This is a genomic window from Synechococcus sp. ROS8604, from assembly GCF_014279655.1.
Lineage (GTDB): Bacteria > Cyanobacteriota > Cyanobacteriia > PCC-6307 > Cyanobiaceae > Synechococcus_C.
On sequence record NZ_CP047946.1, the window covers coordinates 2,556,689 to 2,573,770 of the forward strand.

General features: G+C 56.5%; 13 protein-coding genes. 6 read left to right on the forward strand and 7 right to left on the reverse strand.

The window, feature by feature from the left end:
* Position 1: 1 nt before the first annotated feature.
* Together SynROS8604_RS13885 and SynROS8604_RS13890 are read left to right on the forward strand one after the other, a co-directional pair.
* Positions 2-1,204 (forward strand): lipid-A-disaccharide synthase-related protein, encoded by a 1,203-nt coding sequence (locus SynROS8604_RS13885; RefSeq protein ID WP_186544423.1) that lies wholly within the window; start codon positions 2-4, stop codon positions 1,202-1,204.
* Positions 1,205-1,480: a hypothetical protein gene (locus tag SynROS8604_RS13890; RefSeq protein WP_186544424.1), complete on the forward strand. Its 276-nt coding sequence runs from the start codon at positions 1,205-1,207 to the stop codon at positions 1,478-1,480.
* Here SynROS8604_RS13890 and SynROS8604_RS13895 read toward each other — a convergent pair.
* Positions 1,416-2,360 carry a TIGR01777 family oxidoreductase gene (locus tag SynROS8604_RS13895; protein ID WP_186544425.1) on the reverse strand — a complete coding sequence of 315 codons (945 nt, stop codon included), beginning with the start codon at positions 2,358-2,360 and terminating at the stop codon, positions 1,416-1,418. The genes SynROS8604_RS13890 and SynROS8604_RS13895 overlap by 65 nt on opposite strands.
* A 29-nt stretch (positions 2,361-2,389) precedes the next feature.
* Positions 2,390-3,643, reverse strand: a complete 1,254-nt coding sequence (locus tag SynROS8604_RS13900; RefSeq protein WP_186544426.1) for a cation:proton antiporter — start codon at positions 3,641-3,643, stop codon at positions 2,390-2,392.
* Between the two features lie 55 nt (positions 3,644-3,698).
* On the opposite strand from SynROS8604_RS13900, the gene SynROS8604_RS13905 reads away from it, so the two are divergent.
* A complete protein-coding gene (locus SynROS8604_RS13905) occupies positions 3,699-3,956 on the forward strand; it encodes an NAD(P)H-quinone oxidoreductase subunit O (protein ID WP_186544427.1) in 258 nt (85 codons plus the stop codon).
* On the opposite strand, the gene SynROS8604_RS13910 is transcribed toward SynROS8604_RS13905, so the two are convergent.
* The 5 genes from SynROS8604_RS13910 to SynROS8604_RS13930 all read right to left on the reverse strand — a co-directional run bounded on the left by SynROS8604_RS13910 (position 3,935) and on the right by SynROS8604_RS13930 (position 11,820).
* Positions 3,935-6,022, reverse strand: coding sequence for a phospholipid carrier-dependent glycosyltransferase (locus SynROS8604_RS13910; RefSeq protein WP_186544428.1), 2,088 nt, complete (start codon positions 6,020-6,022; stop codon positions 3,935-3,937). The genes SynROS8604_RS13905 and SynROS8604_RS13910 overlap by 22 nt on opposite strands.
* Positions 6,022-6,747: a J domain-containing protein gene (locus SynROS8604_RS13915; protein WP_255445080.1), complete on the reverse strand. Its 726-nt coding sequence runs from the start codon at positions 6,745-6,747 to the stop codon at positions 6,022-6,024. The genes SynROS8604_RS13910 and SynROS8604_RS13915 overlap by 1 nt, the downstream gene beginning before the upstream one ends.
* Positions 6,744-7,712: a cysteine synthase A gene (gene cysK / locus SynROS8604_RS13920; RefSeq protein ID WP_186544430.1), complete on the reverse strand. Its 969-nt coding sequence runs from the start codon at positions 7,710-7,712 to the stop codon at positions 6,744-6,746. Before cysK ends, SynROS8604_RS13915 begins: the two co-directional genes overlap by 4 nt.
* Positions 7,713-7,922: 210 nt before the next feature.
* Entirely contained in the window at positions 7,923-9,638 is a 1,716-nt protein-coding gene (locus SynROS8604_RS13925) for an iron uptake porin (RefSeq protein WP_186544431.1), read from the reverse strand.
* A 463-nt stretch (positions 9,639-10,101) separates the two neighbouring features.
* Complete coding sequence (locus SynROS8604_RS13930) at positions 10,102-11,820, reverse strand: iron uptake porin (RefSeq protein ID WP_186544432.1); 1,719 nt, start codon at positions 11,818-11,820, stop codon at positions 10,102-10,104.
* A gap of 382 nt (positions 11,821-12,202) precedes the next feature.
* On the opposite strand from SynROS8604_RS13930, the gene SynROS8604_RS13935 reads away from it, so the two are divergent.
* The 3 genes from SynROS8604_RS13935 (at position 12,203) to SynROS8604_RS13945 (ending at position 17,078) form a co-directional block, all read left to right on the forward strand.
* Positions 12,203-13,846, forward strand: a complete 1,644-nt coding sequence (locus SynROS8604_RS13935; protein ID WP_186544433.1) for a DUF2079 domain-containing protein — start codon at positions 12,203-12,205, stop codon at positions 13,844-13,846.
* A 197-nt stretch (positions 13,847-14,043) separates the two neighbouring features.
* The gene (locus SynROS8604_RS13940) at positions 14,044-15,642 is read left to right on the forward strand and encodes a glycosyltransferase family 39 protein (protein ID WP_186544434.1); all 1,599 of its coding nucleotides are present in this window, start codon (positions 14,044-14,046) and stop codon (positions 15,640-15,642) included.
* The gene (locus tag SynROS8604_RS13945) at positions 15,639-17,078 is read left to right on the forward strand and encodes a DUF2079 domain-containing protein (RefSeq protein ID WP_186544435.1); all 1,440 of its coding nucleotides are present in this window, start codon (positions 15,639-15,641) and stop codon (positions 17,076-17,078) included. The genes SynROS8604_RS13940 and SynROS8604_RS13945 overlap by 4 nt, the downstream gene beginning before the upstream one ends.
* Positions 17,079-17,082 lie beyond the last annotated feature (4 nt).

Genomic DNA, 17,082 nt, shown 5'->3' on the forward strand with positions numbered 1-17,082 from the left:
CGTGGCTCGGCTGCTGCTTTTAAGCAATGGTCATGGCGAAGACCTCTCGGGTGCTTTGCTTGGACAAGCCTTGAAAGCGCAAGGGCACTCCGTGGAAGCACTGCCCCTGGTGGGTCGCGGCAATCCCTACAGCGAAGCAGCCATACCGCTGGTGGGTCGTACGCGTGAATTCAGCACGGGTGGGCTTGGCTACACAACCTTTCGAGGGCGCCTCACGGAGCTGATCCAGGGTCAGGTGATCTATCTTCTAAGCCGCCTACTCAGGTTGCTTCGCAACGCAGGCCGTTATGACTTGGTGGTAGTGATCGGGGATGTCATCCCCGTGATGGCGGCATGGCTCTGCCACCGGCCCGTGGCGACGTATCTGGTGGCTTACTCCAGTCATTACGAGGGTCGATTGCGACTGCCATGGCCCTGCGGAAGCTGCCTCAAGTCTCAGCGGTTTAAAGCGGTGTTCAGTCGCGATGCCCTCACAGCCTTGGATCTCAGCGAACAGCTGAAGCGCGAGGTGGTGTTCGTGGGCAATCCTTTTATGGATTCTGTGTTGAGCCCTAGCCAGCGCCTTCCCTACGCCAAAAGACGTCTGGGGCTCTTGCCCGGCAGCCGTCGACCAGAGCTGGAACACAATCTGCTGCTGCTTCTAGGCGTGATCGACCAGATCCCGCTCTCGCAGCACAGGCCTGGGGCGCTTGAAATCGATCTAGCACTCGTTGGAGCGCTCGGAGATGACCCCTTGCACAACCTTGCCCAGTCCCATGGCTGGTCTCTTGTTCGGGAGCAAGGCAGCTTTCCAGCACGCTTGGAGAAGGACGGGCGGCAGATTCAGGTGAGACGGCAGGGTTTTAACTCCGTGCTTCTCGGCTCAGACCTCTTGCTATGTATGGCCGGCACCGCGGCTGAGCAGGCCGTGGGCATGGCCAAGCCAGTGCTGCAACTCCCTGGCCAAGGGCCCCAATTCACCGCTGGCTTCGCGGAAGCTCAGCGACGGTTGCTTGGTCCAACCGTTTTTTGTGCTGCGGCCCCTGATGAAGGAGAGCAACGTCTAAAAGCAACAGCCAAACTGGCGGTCGAACTGCTGGAACGAAGCGTGAATGACCCAGACCTTCGTCGTGATTGTCGGGAACAAGCGATGCAACGGTTGGGCCCCCAAGGCGGAGGCAGCAAAATGGCTGACTGGATCAGTGGGCTGCTGGGAAAGAGCTAGATGACATCAAAAAACCTTGAACCCCCATGGAAAAGCTGGCTGGATCGGCTCCTCGTTGTGGATGTGTTTCTAGTCTTGGGGGGTGCGGTTTGGTTTGCCGTGGCCGTCATCGCAGACGGACAAGGCCTCAAAGCGCCCATGCAGCAATTTCAGCGGCTCTGGGACCCCCTCTTCACCCCAGCGATTGGAGTCCTGATGGCAGCCGCCCTGATCAACGGGCTGTGGAGCTGGTGGCAGCGTCGAATGCAGCAGGCAGCTCAGAGAAACGACAGCTGAAGTCCAACGCGGCTTGACGTGCTGACTGGACCCGCTGTCCTTCCAGCACCACCCTCGCTCCATCGCCAAGCAACAATTTCAAGAGTGGGCCGGGGACCGGCAGCAGGCTTGGACGCCCCAAACAACGACCCAGACTTGCCGAAAATGTGGCCATCGTGACCGGCGTTGGAGCCACGGCATTCACGGCCCCCGACCAAACATCATTCTCCACAGAAGCAAGGATCATCCGACAAAGGTCGCTGCGCTCAATCCAGCTCATCCACTGACGACCTGTTCCAATCGGTCCACCGAAACCGATCCGGAAGATCGGCAGCATTTTGCCTAGCGCACCACCATCGGCCGCCAGCACGATCCCGATGCGCAATACCACCAATCGCGTGGCGTCAGGCTTGTCCGCCGCTGCCGCTTCCCAGTGTTGGCACAGCCCAGCAAGCACATCGTCGCCACAAGGGCTGGATTCTTCAAAACACTGGTCTGCACTGGTTCCGTAATACCCAACAGCTGAAGCGTTGATCAACACGTTGGGAGGCTGGGCCAACTCCCTCATCGCCTTCACAAGCTGGCGAGTGGTTTGCAGGCGACTGTCTTCCAGCAATTGAAGATGCGTTGAAGTCCAACGCTTCTCTGCAATCGGTTCCCCTGCCAAGTTCACAACCCCTTGCGCTTGCGCCAATGCCTGCTGCAGCGGACTCGATGGCGCCCAACTGCTCGAATCGGCTGGATTGCACTGCACCCACGACAAGCCTGTGAGGCAACGAGGAGGAAGTCCGGCCGGAGCTGACCGACGACTCACGATGGTGAGTTCGTGCCCAGCGCTTTGAAGCATGGGAACCAAGGCACGACCGACCAGTCCGGTGCATCCGATCAGCAAAAGTCGCATGGTGGATCCATCTTGTCTGCTTCGAGAGGCTAGGCAGCAGCGTCCGGATCATGTTGCCGAGAGGGCAGCGTGAGATTCATGCGTTCAGCCAACGGAACAAGCGCAAAGCCCTGAAAAAACAGGCCACAAAGCACAACGGCAAGGGCAAGAGGAGGCATCGACGCCCCCCAGGGAATGCCAGACGACCAGGCATCGATGGCCAGTGCGATTGGAACCGCTCCACGCAATCCCGCGCAGCTCACGAAAATTCGTTCATGCCTGGTGAAGGTGGTATGCCAAAGCAGGGCATGCACCATCAGGAATCTCACCGCCTGCATCAACAGAAAGAGAACAAAAGCCCAACCAGAGGCGTACACCACATCCTGCGGGGCAACGACAAGCCCCATGCACAAGAACAGCAAAAGCTCAGCCATTTTCGCGTAACTGGAATGGGCCCCAGCAAGCGCCGTTCGATCCAGGGTTGGGCCATTACCAATCACTAAGCCCGCCACATAGGCCGCAAGCAATGGGCTCCCACCCAGCAACAAGGTTCCACCGGTTAAGACCATCAGCAACGCCAAGCTCACGACCGGGAGCATGGCGGCATGGTTAAGGGTGAGACGCGTTCCAAGCAGTTGGAGGGTGAGGGTGCCGCCGATGAACCCCAGCAAGATCCCGAGCACAAACTGGCGGACGACATCTGTGACCAACACCCCAGCAGCAACGCCATCTCCACCGGCTAGAGCCAACGCCAATCCAGCCAAAACAACAGCCATTGGATCGTTGAAACCCGACTCACACTCGATCAAATCAATCAATCGCTTTGGCAATCGCCCAGCCAAGGGACGGAGAAGGACCAAAACGGCAGAGGCGTCCGTACTTGCCACCATGGCTCCAATGAATAGAACCCGCGGCAGGGTTGCTGGATTCGTTCCAACACCACTGGCTGCGCTCAGTCCGAATCCGGCCCATCCAATCAAGGCCGCTGTGATGACCACTCCAACCGTGGCCAAACGCGCAGCAGGTTTGATCACACCGCGAACCGCAGACCAATTGGTGGTGAGACCACCAAAAAAAAGCACGAGCACCAGGGCGGCCTGACTGATCTGCTGCGCTTGATTGAGGTTCAGCAGAGTGATTTGCTGGCCTCCCACCACGCCCATGTGGTTTTCAATCAGCAGGCCCAAAACCAGCACCATGAGGATGCCGGGGACCCTGATACGCGCGGCAAGATCGTCAAGAAGGACTGATACGAGCAGCAGCCCTCCAAAGGCCACTAAATACAAGGCAAGAGGGTGGGACAAACATCAGCCTTGTTGGTAGGGAGGTTTTAGCCTGGTTTCGATTGATCGTCTCTCCATGGCTGAACCATCCGCTGAGTCCACCCCAACCACCAAACCAGCGGCAACGCTCAAAAAGGGGGCGCTGGTTCGCGTCAACCGCTCGTCCTATCTGGGAAGCGTCGAGGCATCAGCCAGTGATCCCAGACCACCCGAATACATCTTTGAGGGACCGGGAGAACTTCTTTTGGTGAAAGGGGACTACGGCCAAGTGCGCTGGAGGCGTCCTGTTCCAGACGTCTGGCTGAAGCTCTCTCAATTGGAAGTGTTTTCCTGACTGTTGAGGGAATTCTCCACAGCACGCACGGCCGCAGGGAGTGACTGCACTGCCTCTGGCAACCTCCAGAGCGCCCCACCCAACACAGCAGAGATCGCATCCAAACCCACCAAAACAGGCTGATTGCCATGCTTTTGCCGAGCAGCAGCAGCCACAAAAGAGGCTCCCCAGGGATTCCAACCGGCAAGGGTCACGACACTTCGATAGGCACTCGGCCAAGGATTGTCAGGAAGCAGAGCTTCCAGAGCAGCAAACTGCTCGGCCGCCTCTGTTGGCCGATTGGCCAACACAGCGAGGAGAGCCAAGGTCCAGCGCGCTTCTTTGTCTGAAGGATTGGTAGCGAGACGGCTTAGAGCCTCCTTCTTCAGCGGGTCGCGATAAAGGAAGTGTCCATCAAGCATGTGCTCCACAGCAATGGAACTGAAGACAGCGTCTAAACCCGCAGGTCCCTGAGACAGACCTGCCGCGAGAGCGGGAAATCGTTCCTGAAAGAACACAGGGTCCACGCTGCCTGCGTCACGACGCCACAGTGAATACGTCCCACCCTGCGGCCTAGGAAAGGTTTCAACCTGCTCAAACACTCCGCTCGTGCGCACGGCGAGATCAAGTTTTTCAGCACTGCCTCGCACCGAGCCCTGACCTCCTTCCGCCAGCAACACCCATTGCGCCTGCTCGAGCACAGGCTTCACATCGGACCTGCTGCTGCCCAATTGCCTGCCAACCAGCCGTCCTCCTGCTCGGCGACCGTAGTAGCTCACATTGTGCTGATTGAGATCAGGCGTACTTGGCACCACAATCAGCGTCACGGGCTGCGATCGGGGATCTGCGCCGCCAGCCCGACGCACAATCGCGTCCAAAGGACCTTGATGGCCTTGGCTCAAGCGCATGGTCTGCATGGACCACCCCGTCCAAACCATGTTGCAACCACCCAACAGCAAAGCCAATCCGGGCAACCAACTGAAAGGCGCCGGCCAGCGCTGTTTGACCCAGAGGCCCCACTGCCAAACGCCACGCGTCAACAGAATCAGGAGCATGGGCAGCAAGGGGGCGATGTAGCGGTCGTCCTTGTTGGGGCTGAGATGGGTAAAAATCCAACCCGCCATGAGGCTGAGGATCAACCAACGCCATGCAAGCCCCTCATCGCCGTTGCGAGTGTGACGCTGCCAAGACCAAAGGATGACCCCACTCCCGCCCAGCAATAACAACCCCCAACCAATCTGATCGGGGAGCAGACGGACATACCAAAGCCACCCCTCCAGACTCAACACCCCGGGATCACCCTCGAGAGCCGCCGACTCGAGCACGGCGCGGTTGGTGCCACCCAAGGTGGTGATCCAGTTGTGCCTTAACCAGGGCAAAAGCGCCGCAATCACGAGACTCAAGCCCATCACAAACTGCCAACGGCGCGCGACAAAGCGACTGCCACGGCCAAGCGAAACGCTCACCACGACCAACAGAAGCACTGGGATCAGAATCAACAGCGCGCTTTGCTTCACGAGCAACGCCGCCGCGATCGAGAGCGCAGCCCAGAGCGCCTGCCTCCAACGCCCCCCATGCACGGGATGCCACCAAGAACCAAGACGCCAGAGCGCTAGGGCGACCATGGCGGTGAGCGGCAGCTCCAGCACGTAATCGGTCCGAAGCTCCAGAAGGAGGGGAGCCATCGCGACGAAACCGCTGCAAAGCAGGGCAAATTCGCGTGCCGCTTTCAAGGGCTGACGCAACTCCAGCGCCCAGGACGCCACCACAAACAGCAACAGTCCATTCCACAGGCTCAGGCTCCAGGCCGCTTGCTGAGGCCCGTCACCGGCGAAGGCCATCACCGTCCCATTCACCAGTGAGGCCAGGGGGGGGATTTTGGGCGAAAGATCTAATAAAGATCCCCAACCTTGCCAGCTGCCACCAGGGAGAGCGGCCAAGGCACGACCATGGTCAAGAGCACTGTTGAGGTAATCCGCCTGATCCCAAGCGGGCAGGCCTCCATCACTGCGCCACCAGACCCTGTCGATCAAGGTTGAGAGCAGCCAAATCAAAGCCAGCAACCCCCGAAATTGCCAAGACTTCATCAACCGATCTCCAAGCGGCGACGTTCCTCCTGAAGACGCTTGCGCCTTTGCCTGGCTTCTCGCAACATCTCACGACCATCGTGGAGATAACCATCCACGTAGCCCATCGTGTAGCGCTCCAATTCGCCAATCGCATCCTCTACCTCCGACAGACAGTGATAAAGACTCAGCCCGAATCCTTTTGCCGATGAGGGCGTAGGGAGGGATTGGAAGAGATCTTTCACCTTGTCCAGTTTGCTGCGACTTTGCTCCAGGTAATGACAGAAACCTTCCATCAAACGGTCGTCATAGGGATCTGCCGATAACTCACGCAATTCGCTGGCAAAGGGATTGATCACCTGGCCGAGCATGCGATCAATCGGTGTGTACACCTTCTTCAACCAATTCGCTAGGGCATCATCTTCAGCGGCACCATGCCCAGAGGCACGACGAGCAGCCTGACTCGCTCGAGCATTTCTTACGCCACGGCGGCGTGCTTCGTCTTTCTCTGCAGCCCTAGGAGACCGTTGCTGGTCGAAGGCGCGCCGTCGCTCGCGATCGCCAAGCAACTCCCAAGCAGCATTCAAAACAAGGATTCGTTCGGCATCTCCACCCGCATCGGGATGATGTCTCTTCACAAGTTGGCGATACGCCGCCTTGATTTCAGCCGCAGTGGCGCTACGACTCACCCCGAGCGCCACATAAGGATCACCACCTTTGGCCTCAAGCTGAGGGGAATGGCTCAAAGCTGACCATCCCGCCACGCCGTTGGAGCAGCCGAAGCACTGAACATCGGTGTGGACAGATAACGCTCACCGAAGCTGGCAAGAATCACAACGATCCTTTTCCCTGCCATCTCGGGCCTTTGGCCAAGCCGGAGCGCAGCCGCCACAGCAGCTCCACTACTGACCCCGGAGAGCAGGCCTTCTTCCCGGGCCAAACGGCGCCCCACGTCCATCGCTTCTTGATCACTCACCCCAAGGATTTCATCAATCAAGCTGTGGTCAAAGACAGAGGGAACAAAACCAGCACCAATGCCCTGAATGCGATGGGGGCCCGGTGCTCCACCCGCCAAGACAGGACTGGCTGCCGGTTCTACCGCAATCACTTTTAGGTCAGGATTGCGCTGCTTTAGGACCCCGGCACAGCCTGTGATCGTGCCACCCGTCCCGACTCCAGCCACAAGAGCATCAATCTCACCTTCGGTATCACTCCAGATCTCTTCTGCCGTGGTGGCGGCATGGACCGCTGGATTTGCAGGATTATTGAACTGCTGCAGCAGATAAGCCTCGGGGATCTCGGAGACAAGCTCTTTGGCGAGATCTAACGCCCCTTGCATTCCTTCATTCCCTGGGGTGAGCTGCAACTCAGCCCCATAGGCCCTGAGCATGGCGCGACGCTCGGTGCTCATGGTGTCCGGCAAGGTGAGGATTAACCGGTAGCCCCGAGCTGCTGCAACCATCGCTAAAGCGATTCCCGTGTTTCCACTGGTGGGCTCAACAAGCACGGTGCGTCCTGGAGCGATGGTTCCAGCTTGTTCAGCAGCCTGAACCATTGAACCTGCAATCCGATCCTTCACCGAAGCCGTGGGATTGAAGCTTTCCAGCTTTGCGACCAATTCAGCCAGGCAACCACTGCGCTCGGGAAGCCGGTTGAGACGTACAAGCGGAGTATGACCCACCAGATGGGTGATATCAGGAGCAATTGGCATGCTTTTATCCAATCAGATGACGCCGCGGAGTCTTTGTGGTCTAAGACACAAACAGAAATCTACATAAAAAAGACTTTCACGCCTGAGGCATGCCCCAAAAGAGATCAGTTTAGGAACAAAATCTCCATAAAAAAATCCCATATTGCATCTGCAATATGGGAGACAAGTCAACAAGGAGATCCCTCCCAAGAGGGATCAAGCTTTAAGTGATCAGAACTTGAAGGTGGTCTTCAGGAGGCCACCGAAGTTGTTGAAGGTGTCATCGTTGTTACGATTACCACCGAAGGCGCGGCCACGACCATTAGTCAGATCGCCGTAAGGGCGGCTGAGGTAGTAGATCGCAGGAGTCACAGAGATGTTGTCGGTGACTTGGAACTGGTACCACCACTCCCAAGCGTAGTTGCCGTCAGCAACGAAATTGGACTTTTCGTCAAAGTCGTTGCGGTAGGAGACGTCAGTCACGAAGGATGGCTGACCAACGGCCATACCCAAGGTGTTGCCTTTCAAGAAGGCATCGGCCCACTGAAGACCCACGTACCAAGACTGCGTTGTTGCAGAACGGAACACAAACGTGTCGTCACCGTCGGTAAGGCTGTTGTAACCGTAACCAGCACTGATTGAAGGGAACCAACCTGCTTCTTCAGGAGACCACCATGCACTCAGGCCAACAGAAGATGTATTACCAGCGTTGGTGAATGCAGCCGAAAGAGGTGTTCCGTTGAGCTGACCAACACTTGTGGAATTCTTGGAAGAATACGTGTAAGCAGCTGCTAAGCCCCAATTCTCGGGAGCGTAGGCGATCTGAACAGTACCGTTGGAACCGGCACCATCAGTGGCGATACCACCCTCGTTGGGATCAGAGAATGAACCATTCGTGCTCACATAGTTGGCACTAATGCTGAAATCATTAGATTCCCAGCTCAAACCACCACCAGCACCCAGTGCAAGGTTGTAGGTAGAAGGAGCACCGGCGTAGGTGAAGAAGTCGAGAATCGTGTCAGCTGGATAAGCACTAGGCCATACAGCCAGCATGTCGTCCTGACGAACCACACCACCAACGGTTGCAGTGAAGCTGCTACCAACGGGGAACTGATACCAAAGGCGGTTCACGCCAACGCTGTTCGGACCAGAATTCTCTTGGAAAGCAACCTCAAGTGCGTCCAAGCCGACATAGCCATCTCCACCAAAAGCAGAGTTAGCGAAGTTGCCTGAGCGCAGAACGGTACGAAGCAAATCCTTGCCAGTGAAGCTGGTATCAAGGAACAACTTAAGGTCGTAATTGAAACTTGTACCTCCTGATGAAGCTGCAGCAGCATCAGCACGCTTGGTACCAGCGCCGCCAGATCTCCAGCCTGATGAATCTATTCCATCTTGGAAGTTTCCATCGCGCACTGAAGCATTGGTGCTAAAAACCGCATCCAGTACACCTTGCTTGGCGTCGCCACCGAAGCTGTTAGCACCGATCACGAAGGTGGCTACACCTTTCAGCTTGGTGGTGGTGGAGAACTGAGTGGCTTCCAGTTCGCCAACGCGGGCCTCAAGTCCGTCAACACGGCCCTTGAGGATGGCGAGTTCCTTTTCAAACTCTTTCATCAGGCGCTTGAGCTCGTCGGTCACTTCGGTGACGCGGTCGAGACAGGCGTTCAACAGAGCAGCCGCTTCAAAGCGGGTCATCGCCCTGTTACCGCGGTAGGTGCCGTTGGGATAACCAGCAACACAGCCGTAGCGCTCGATCAGGTTGCTGAGTGCCTGATAAGCCCAGTCGGTTGGGTAAACGTCAGAAAACTGAGTGATGCTGGTGACTTGCTCGCCAGTAGCGGCGTAGTCAGACACACCGTTGATGTTCAGCTCAGTGGCGTTAGCAGCCACAGGCGCCAGAAGGCCCAGGGCAGCTGGGGCCACCAGCAGTTGATGGAAAAGTTTCATTTTCGGTCCTCACACCAAAAAATTGAGGTATCGAGACGCTAGGCGTCGTGTGTAATTTGATACCAAGTGATCCTGACGCCAATTCTTTGCGTACCAGATGAGGTAATGGCACACAGGCAAGAGCCCTTGACTTCATCAATCCATCAATGACTGCACTCTCCGCAGCCAGCCTGAAAAAAAAGACATCTTGCGAATGCCTAGACGCCAGCCTCATGGCATGACAGTTGCTCGATTGACCCACGAAAAAAGAGCTGCCCCCGCCCTCTCAAGATTGGACACCAACAGCGCCAAGGCACAACTTTTTCAAAGCGGAGCGGCAAGAACAAGAACCGGCGGTATGGGGCACACATGCCAACAATCAGCCAAACAAAAGCCCCCTGGAGGACTAATTATCTTCCAGGGGGCTAATAAGGATTTCAGCCTCAAACAAGGACTCGAAACAAGTCCTTATGTGTCAAAGAGATCAGAACTTGAAGGTGGTCTTAACAAGTCCACCAAAGTTGTTAAAGGTGTTGTTGTCATCCCCACGGTTGCCACCGAAGGCCTTGCCTTGACCATTCGTCAGATCGCCATAAGGGCGGCTGAGGTAGTAGATCGCAGGAGTCACAGAGATGTTGTCGGTGACTTGGAACTGGTACCACCACTCCCAGGCGTAGTTGCCGTCAGCAACGAAATTGGACTTTTCGTCAAAGTCGTTGCGGTAGGAGACGTCAGTCACGAAGGTGGGCTGACCAACGGCCATACCCAAGGTGTTGCCCTTCATGAAGGCGTCGGCCCACTGGAGACCCACATACCAGGACTGCGTGGTTGCAGAACGGAAGACGAGCGTGTCGTTGCCGTCAGTGATGCTGTTGTAGCCCCAACCAGCACTAATGCTGGGGAACCAGCCTGCTTCTTCTGGGGACCACCAGGCACTCAAACCAACGGAAGAATTGTTACCTGCGCCAGTGAAGGCGGTTGCAAGGGGAGTGCCGTTACCTCCGTAGAGCGTTCCAGCATTCAGAGAGGTGTAGTTGTAGGCAGCTGCTAGACCCCAATTCTCAGGTGCGTAAGCAATCTGAACGGTACCGTTGGAACCTGCGCCATCAGTGGCGATACCACCAGCGTTGGGATCGGAAAGAGCACCATTGGTGCTGACGTAGTTAGCACTGATGCTGAAGTCGTCAGACTGCCACCACAAACCACCACCAGCGCCTAAGCCGAGGTTGTAGGTCGCAGGAGCACCTGCATAGGTGAAGAAGTCAAGAACGGTGTCGGCTGGATAAGCACTAGGCCAGACAGCCAACATGTCGTCTTGACGAACGACACCACCAACGGTTGCAGTGAAGCTGCTACCGATGGGGAATTGATACCAGAGACGGTTTACAGCAACGCTATTAGCACCTGAAGGCTCTTCGAAAGCGGTCTCCAAGCCGTCGAGGCCAACATATTCACCACCACCGAAGGCACTGCTACCGAAGTTACCGGCACGCAACATCGTGCGGAACAAATCCTTACCAGTAAAGCTGGTATCCAGGAAGAGACGCAGGTCGTAGTTGAAACTTGTTGCGCCCGATGAGGCTGCAGCTGCACGTGCACGCTTGGTACCAGCGCCGCCAGATCTCCAGTCTGATGAAGAGATACCTCCAGAAAAGTCTCCGTCTTGGACGGAAGCATTAGTGCTAAATACCGCATCCAATACACCTTGCTTGGCATCGCCACCGAAGCTGTTAGCACCGATCACGAAGGTGGCTTGACCCTTCAGTTTGGTGGTGGTGGAGAACTGAGTGGCTTCCAGTTCGCCAACGCGGGCTTCCAGTCCGTCAACACGGCCCTTGAGGATGGCGAGTTCCTTTTCGAACTCTTTCATCAGGCGCTTCAGCTCGTCGGTCACTTCGGTGACGCGGTCGAGACAGGCGTTCAGCAGAGCAGCCGCTTCAAAGCGGGTCATCGCCCTGTTACCGCGGTAGGTGCCGTTGGGGTAACCAGCAACACAGCCGTAGCGCTCGATCAGGTTGCTGAGTGCCTGATAAGCCCAATCGGTTGGGTAAACGTCGGAAAACTGAGTGATGCTGGTGACTTGCTCGCCAGTGGCGGCGTAATCAGACACACCGTTGATATTGAGCTCAGTGGCATTCGCAGCCACAGGTGCCAGAAGGCCCAGGGCAGCTGGGGCCACCAGCATTTGATGGAAAAGTTTCATTTTCGGTCCTCACACCAAAAAATTGAGGTATCGAGACGCTAAGCGTCAAAAAGAAAGATATTTAATCAACCAATTAATTCGAGCCTTGATGTGCCAGAAAGTGCTATTGGATGTATCCAATACGACAAAAAGCAGTCCGATTTGTATTGCAGGCAACAAAAAAAATTCCAAAATGTATTGCATGACACAAAATGTCTGCGAAAAGTATCAAATTTAACAAAAACATCAAATTAAGTATCGCAAGCAACAAATCAATCGCCTGGGGAATCGCTCCATCAGCGGAAGTGAGACAGCATTTTTGGCAAGAGGCTGGCCTCAGGCTGGCCTCAGCATGGAGATGACCATCCACTATTGATAAGGAACTATCCCAAGGCCTTTGCGGATGCCTGCACCGCTCTCAAAGCCCACCAGGTCAGCTCTGGTTGCTGCGCTGATCTTTGCAGTTGCCGCAATCCTTCTGCAGGCTTGGCGCTCCCACGTGCTGCTCGCCAGTTACGACCAAGGCATTTTTCAGCAAGTGCTGTGGAACAGCCTGCGCGGGCACCCCTTTGAGAGCACACTCTCCTCACAGCTCTCTACCAATGTGATCCACAGCGGTGAACCCGCAGGCTTGGGCTATGCGCGTTTAGGGCAGCATTTCACACCCTCCCTACTGCTTTGGGCACCTTTATTCGGGTTGATCGGAGGCGCCGCACTTCCGATTGTGCAAGTGGGGCTGATCGTCTTTGCAGGATTCGTCCTGCATCAACTCGCCCTTCAACTTGTTCCAGCAAGGACGGCGAACTGGCTTACGTATGGGTTCTACGGAGGGAATGCACTCATCGGTCCCACCCTGGGAAATTTCACTGATCTCTGCCAGCTTCCCCTCGCTGTTTTTGCCCTGATGCTGGGTCTTCAGAGGCGAATGGGGTGGTTGATCCTGATCGCCGCTGCCCTGATCCCGCTCATTCGAGAAGACACGGGCATCATGCTGATTGCCATCGGATTGTGGTTGCTCTTACGAGAGCCAAAACGCTGGCCAATCGCGGTCGCCCTCATCATCTGGGGAGCGGGATGGATGGTGCTGGTCACCAATGCCTTGATGCCGCTCTTCTCGGACGACAACAGCAAGAGATTCATGGTAGAGAATTTTGGCCAATATCTGGATGGGGATCCGAGCGAAGGAGCCAGCAGCCTCTCGATGTTGCAACAGGCTTTGAGCCAGCCGCTGATCGTGCTCAGGGAACTGATCTCCCCGCCAGGTCAAACCTTTTTGTACCTGCTGGGTCATGGACTGCCATTTCTGATGGTGCCCCTGATCAGCCTCGATGCATGGATCCTTGCAGGCCCGTCACTCCTGGGCCTATTTCTGGCCCAAGGCAGCAATGACCCGCTCTCGATCACCATTCGCTATACGCTTCTCGTGGTCCCCGGCTTCAGCCTCGGGGCCCTGCTCTGGTGGAGCCGTCGCCAGCTACCAACCCCCGGCCGCCGCACTCGCCTGGCGTGGGGAATCGCCATCAGCCTTTCTCTCCTGCTCACCGTGAGCAGCAACCCCCATCGCAGCCTGTCGTGGATCGTGCCTGACAGCATCAAACCGATGGTTTTTAGCAATCCCATTCAGCAATGGGAGCACGGACAAGATGCCCGCCAAGTTCTGGATCTGATCCCCCAAGACGCTTCTGTGAGCGCGAACACGCCTCTCATTCCGTTGATCGCTCGACGTGAGGTTGCGGTCCGTTATCCCGAATCGCTGCATTACCTCGACCGAAACAAAAACAAACTCTCGGTGGATTGGATTGCCGTCGATCTCGACTGGCTGGAGCGCTACAGCGTGGCGTTTAGAAGTGATTGGCGTGAGCTGAAACGCATCCAGCAGGAGCTGCCTGATCAGATGGACAAGTACCGGGTGCAAGCGTTCAAAAATGGCATCGCCGTTTTGCAACAGAACGGGCCTCACAAGCCTGAATTAGAGAGGCAGTTACGTGAACGGCTCGCAACGCCTTTGGCCCCTCACCCAAAACGGCCTCCCAACAAAAAGTCCTAAAACGATGCCCCCGACCAGAGACTGGCCGGGGGCTCTCGCCGGGTCCGCTCTGGCGCGGAACCGATTGATCAGTTAGAGGACAATGCCGTCAGCCGGCGTTCTCCGCGATCAGCAGACCCTGGGTCAAACAACTGGAACTCATGGACACCTCCTCCTGGATGGATAGATGAACGCCGGCGATGCATTCGATCTCATTCATGGACCCGAAGGTTGAGGATGAGACCACATCACTGCGATCTAGTCCCTTGCAAGATAACGGACGCTGGCGGCTTGTGACAGTGCCATTGCCTCTTTTGCTCTGGTTGCTCACCCTGCTGGTTTGGCTCCCTTGGATGGGGAATCTGCCGTTGCGCGATTGGGATGAAGCTCTCGTCGCAGGAGTCTCCCGCTCCACCACAGCACAACCGGCTTGGGACTGGCTTTTAGCCATTAAAAACAGTGAGGCGATTTACCTCAACAAACCACCAGGACTGCACTGGCTCATTGGGGCCTCGATCCAGCGATTTGGGGAAGATGAATGGGCCGTACGGCTGATGCCAAGTCTGCTCTCCAGCTTGGCCGTACCACTCATCGTGATCCTGCGTCGCCAACTGAGCCATGGACAAGGCGCTGAGCGCTCCGCCCTTTGTTCTGGTTTGATCCTGATGACCCTGTTGCCCATGGCTCGCCATGGCCGGCTCGCGATGCTGGACGGAACTCTTGTGAGTTGCAGCCTGCTCCTGATCAGCGGTTGGCTCAGCAGCAAGCGCTGGCCTTGGCGTGGCTTGCTTGCCGGATTGGGGGGAAGCGGCATCTTGCTCCTGAAACCACCGGCCCTAATTGGCTACTTGGCCATGATCGGGATCATCACTCTGCTCGATAGGCCCTCCAGCAGAAAATGTTCAGCCTTGGGCTGGGCGATGAGCGGCCTGATCCCTGGAGCCATCTGGCACCTTTGGCACCTTGGGCAGCGCGGCAGCGATGCACTCGTGATGTGGGGCGGCCAGGGATTTGGTCGCGTGACCGAAGTCGTCGGCGAAAACAGTGGGGCCTGGGTGATGCCACTCACAGAGATTCTTGAAGGCGGGTGGCCCTGGATCCTGCTCCTACCCAGCGGCGTGGTCTGGGCATGGCGCCATCGCAAAACATCAACGGGCCGATGGGAACTCGGTCTCCTGGTCGGCAGCGCGCTGATGGTGTTGCCCTTGCGGACCCAGTTGCCTTGGTACAGCCACCTGCTCTGGCCACCCATCGCCCTTCTATGTGGAGAAGCCCTGGCTGAACTCTTGAAGGAGGGGCGTCCCCATTGGATCCCAAAAGCATGGCAATGGATGGGAGCTCTCCTCCTGGTAAGCACAACGGTTCTTGTGGCGATGAAGGCCAGGGCGGCGCTTCCCTTCCCAGCCTTGTTTGCCGCAGGCCTTGGCTTGCTCATCGGCGGAGTGATGCTCTCCAAACCCCCGCAACGTCAACGCCAACAGGGACTCGCCGTGCTGATCACGGGGTGGAGCCTTGGCCTGCTTGCCCTTTGGCACAGTCATCTATGGCTATGGGAGCTCAATGAAATCTGGGATCCAAGGCCTGTAGCAGCACAAATTCGATCGCTCCCACCTGATGCGGTTGTGATGCTGGATGGATCCACGCGCCCCTCACTCAACTGGTACGCAAAGCGTCCTTTAAAGGAATTGAAGTCCAAGACTCCAGCGGAGTTTTGGCTCGTGAGCAAGCGCTCCCGCCAAAGCTGTTCGAGCACGACCAATCCACCACACGCTGATGATTGGGCGCTCTGGCACTGCTCTTCCACCGACCAGCCATGAACAGCACGCCACCCGCACGCCTCTGGTGGACATCCTTTGGCATTGGAGTCCTTGGTTGGGGCTTAGCGGCTTCTCGCCATTGGCTGCTTCAGAGCAATGCCTATGACCTTGGGCTCTTTGATCAATGGGCCTGGTTGCTCGGCAATGGGTTACCACCTGTTTCCTCAATGGAGGATGTTCATGTGCTGGCTGATCACGGCGCCTGGATGTTCTATGGGTCCGGCTTGCTGTATTGGTTTCAACCATCCGTTCATTGGCTGCTCGCAAGCCAAGCGCTGGCCCTCAGTCTTACCGCAATCCCTGTTTGGATCTTGGGAACTCAAGCAGGTCTATCCAGACGACTCTGCTGGTTCAGCTGCCTGTTGTGGTGGCTGCAACCATTGGTTTTCAACGTCAATTTGTTTGATTTCCACCCTGAAACCTGGGTGATGCCAGCGCTCGCCTTGGCGATTTGGTGCCAACGCCAGCAGCGCTTTGGTGGGTGGCTTTTGCTTCTGGTCTTGATGTTGGGATGCCGCGATGGCCTCGTTCTGATCACGCTTGGGCTCAGCCTCAGTTTGCTAATCCAACGGCGCTGGCGTTGGGCCATCGCGGGCGCAGGACTCTCCGGCGCCTGGGTTCTGCTGCTGAGCCAGTGGCTGTATCCCTTGTTCAGGGGTGGAGAAGGGCCAAAAGCCGCCGGTCGAATGTTTTCTCATCTCGGTAACAACTTTGGCGACATTCTGTTCATATTGATGAGCCGACCATGGCTTGCATTCACACACATCGACTTCGGCGACGGTGCCTTCTACCTCCTGGTCTTAATCCTTCCCACTCTGCCTTTCTGGAGACGTCGGTCGCTCGTGATCTTGAGCGCCGCAGTCCCACTTTTGCTCGTCAACCTGAACGCAGAGGCATCGTCCTATCGAACGCTGATTCACCACTACAGCCTTCCTCTTGCCGTCCTCAGCGTGACAGCCGCAATCGACGGATTAGCCCTAAGGCCAAGACAAACTTTTCCTTGGAAAGGTGTGATTTGGGCAGTCACTCTCTGGATCGCGCTAGCCAAACCCTGGTTTTTCACTGGCCCCTATCTCAACAGAGTAAATGTGATTGGTGATGCACAACAAGCCATCTCCAAACTCACACCACAGGATCGCGTTCTAACAACCAGTTACTTCGTACCCCAGATTAGTCAAAGGCAGCACGTTGCCTTCGCCAAAAAATCGCAAAGCAAGCAAGCCTTTCGCAATGGCTGGACAGTGTTCTTACTTAATCCAAACGATCCAGGCTGGGGGTCTAAAAAAAGACTCCAGGCTGATTTGCTCAGTCAGGCAAAAGACAAGAATTGGACTTGTCAAAGCTGGGATTCTGGTCTTGAACTTTGCCGGAAACCCGACGCAAAATCAACGCTCCTCCCTCACAAAAAACCGGTTCATAGCGTCCCTCAGCCGTAAGTCT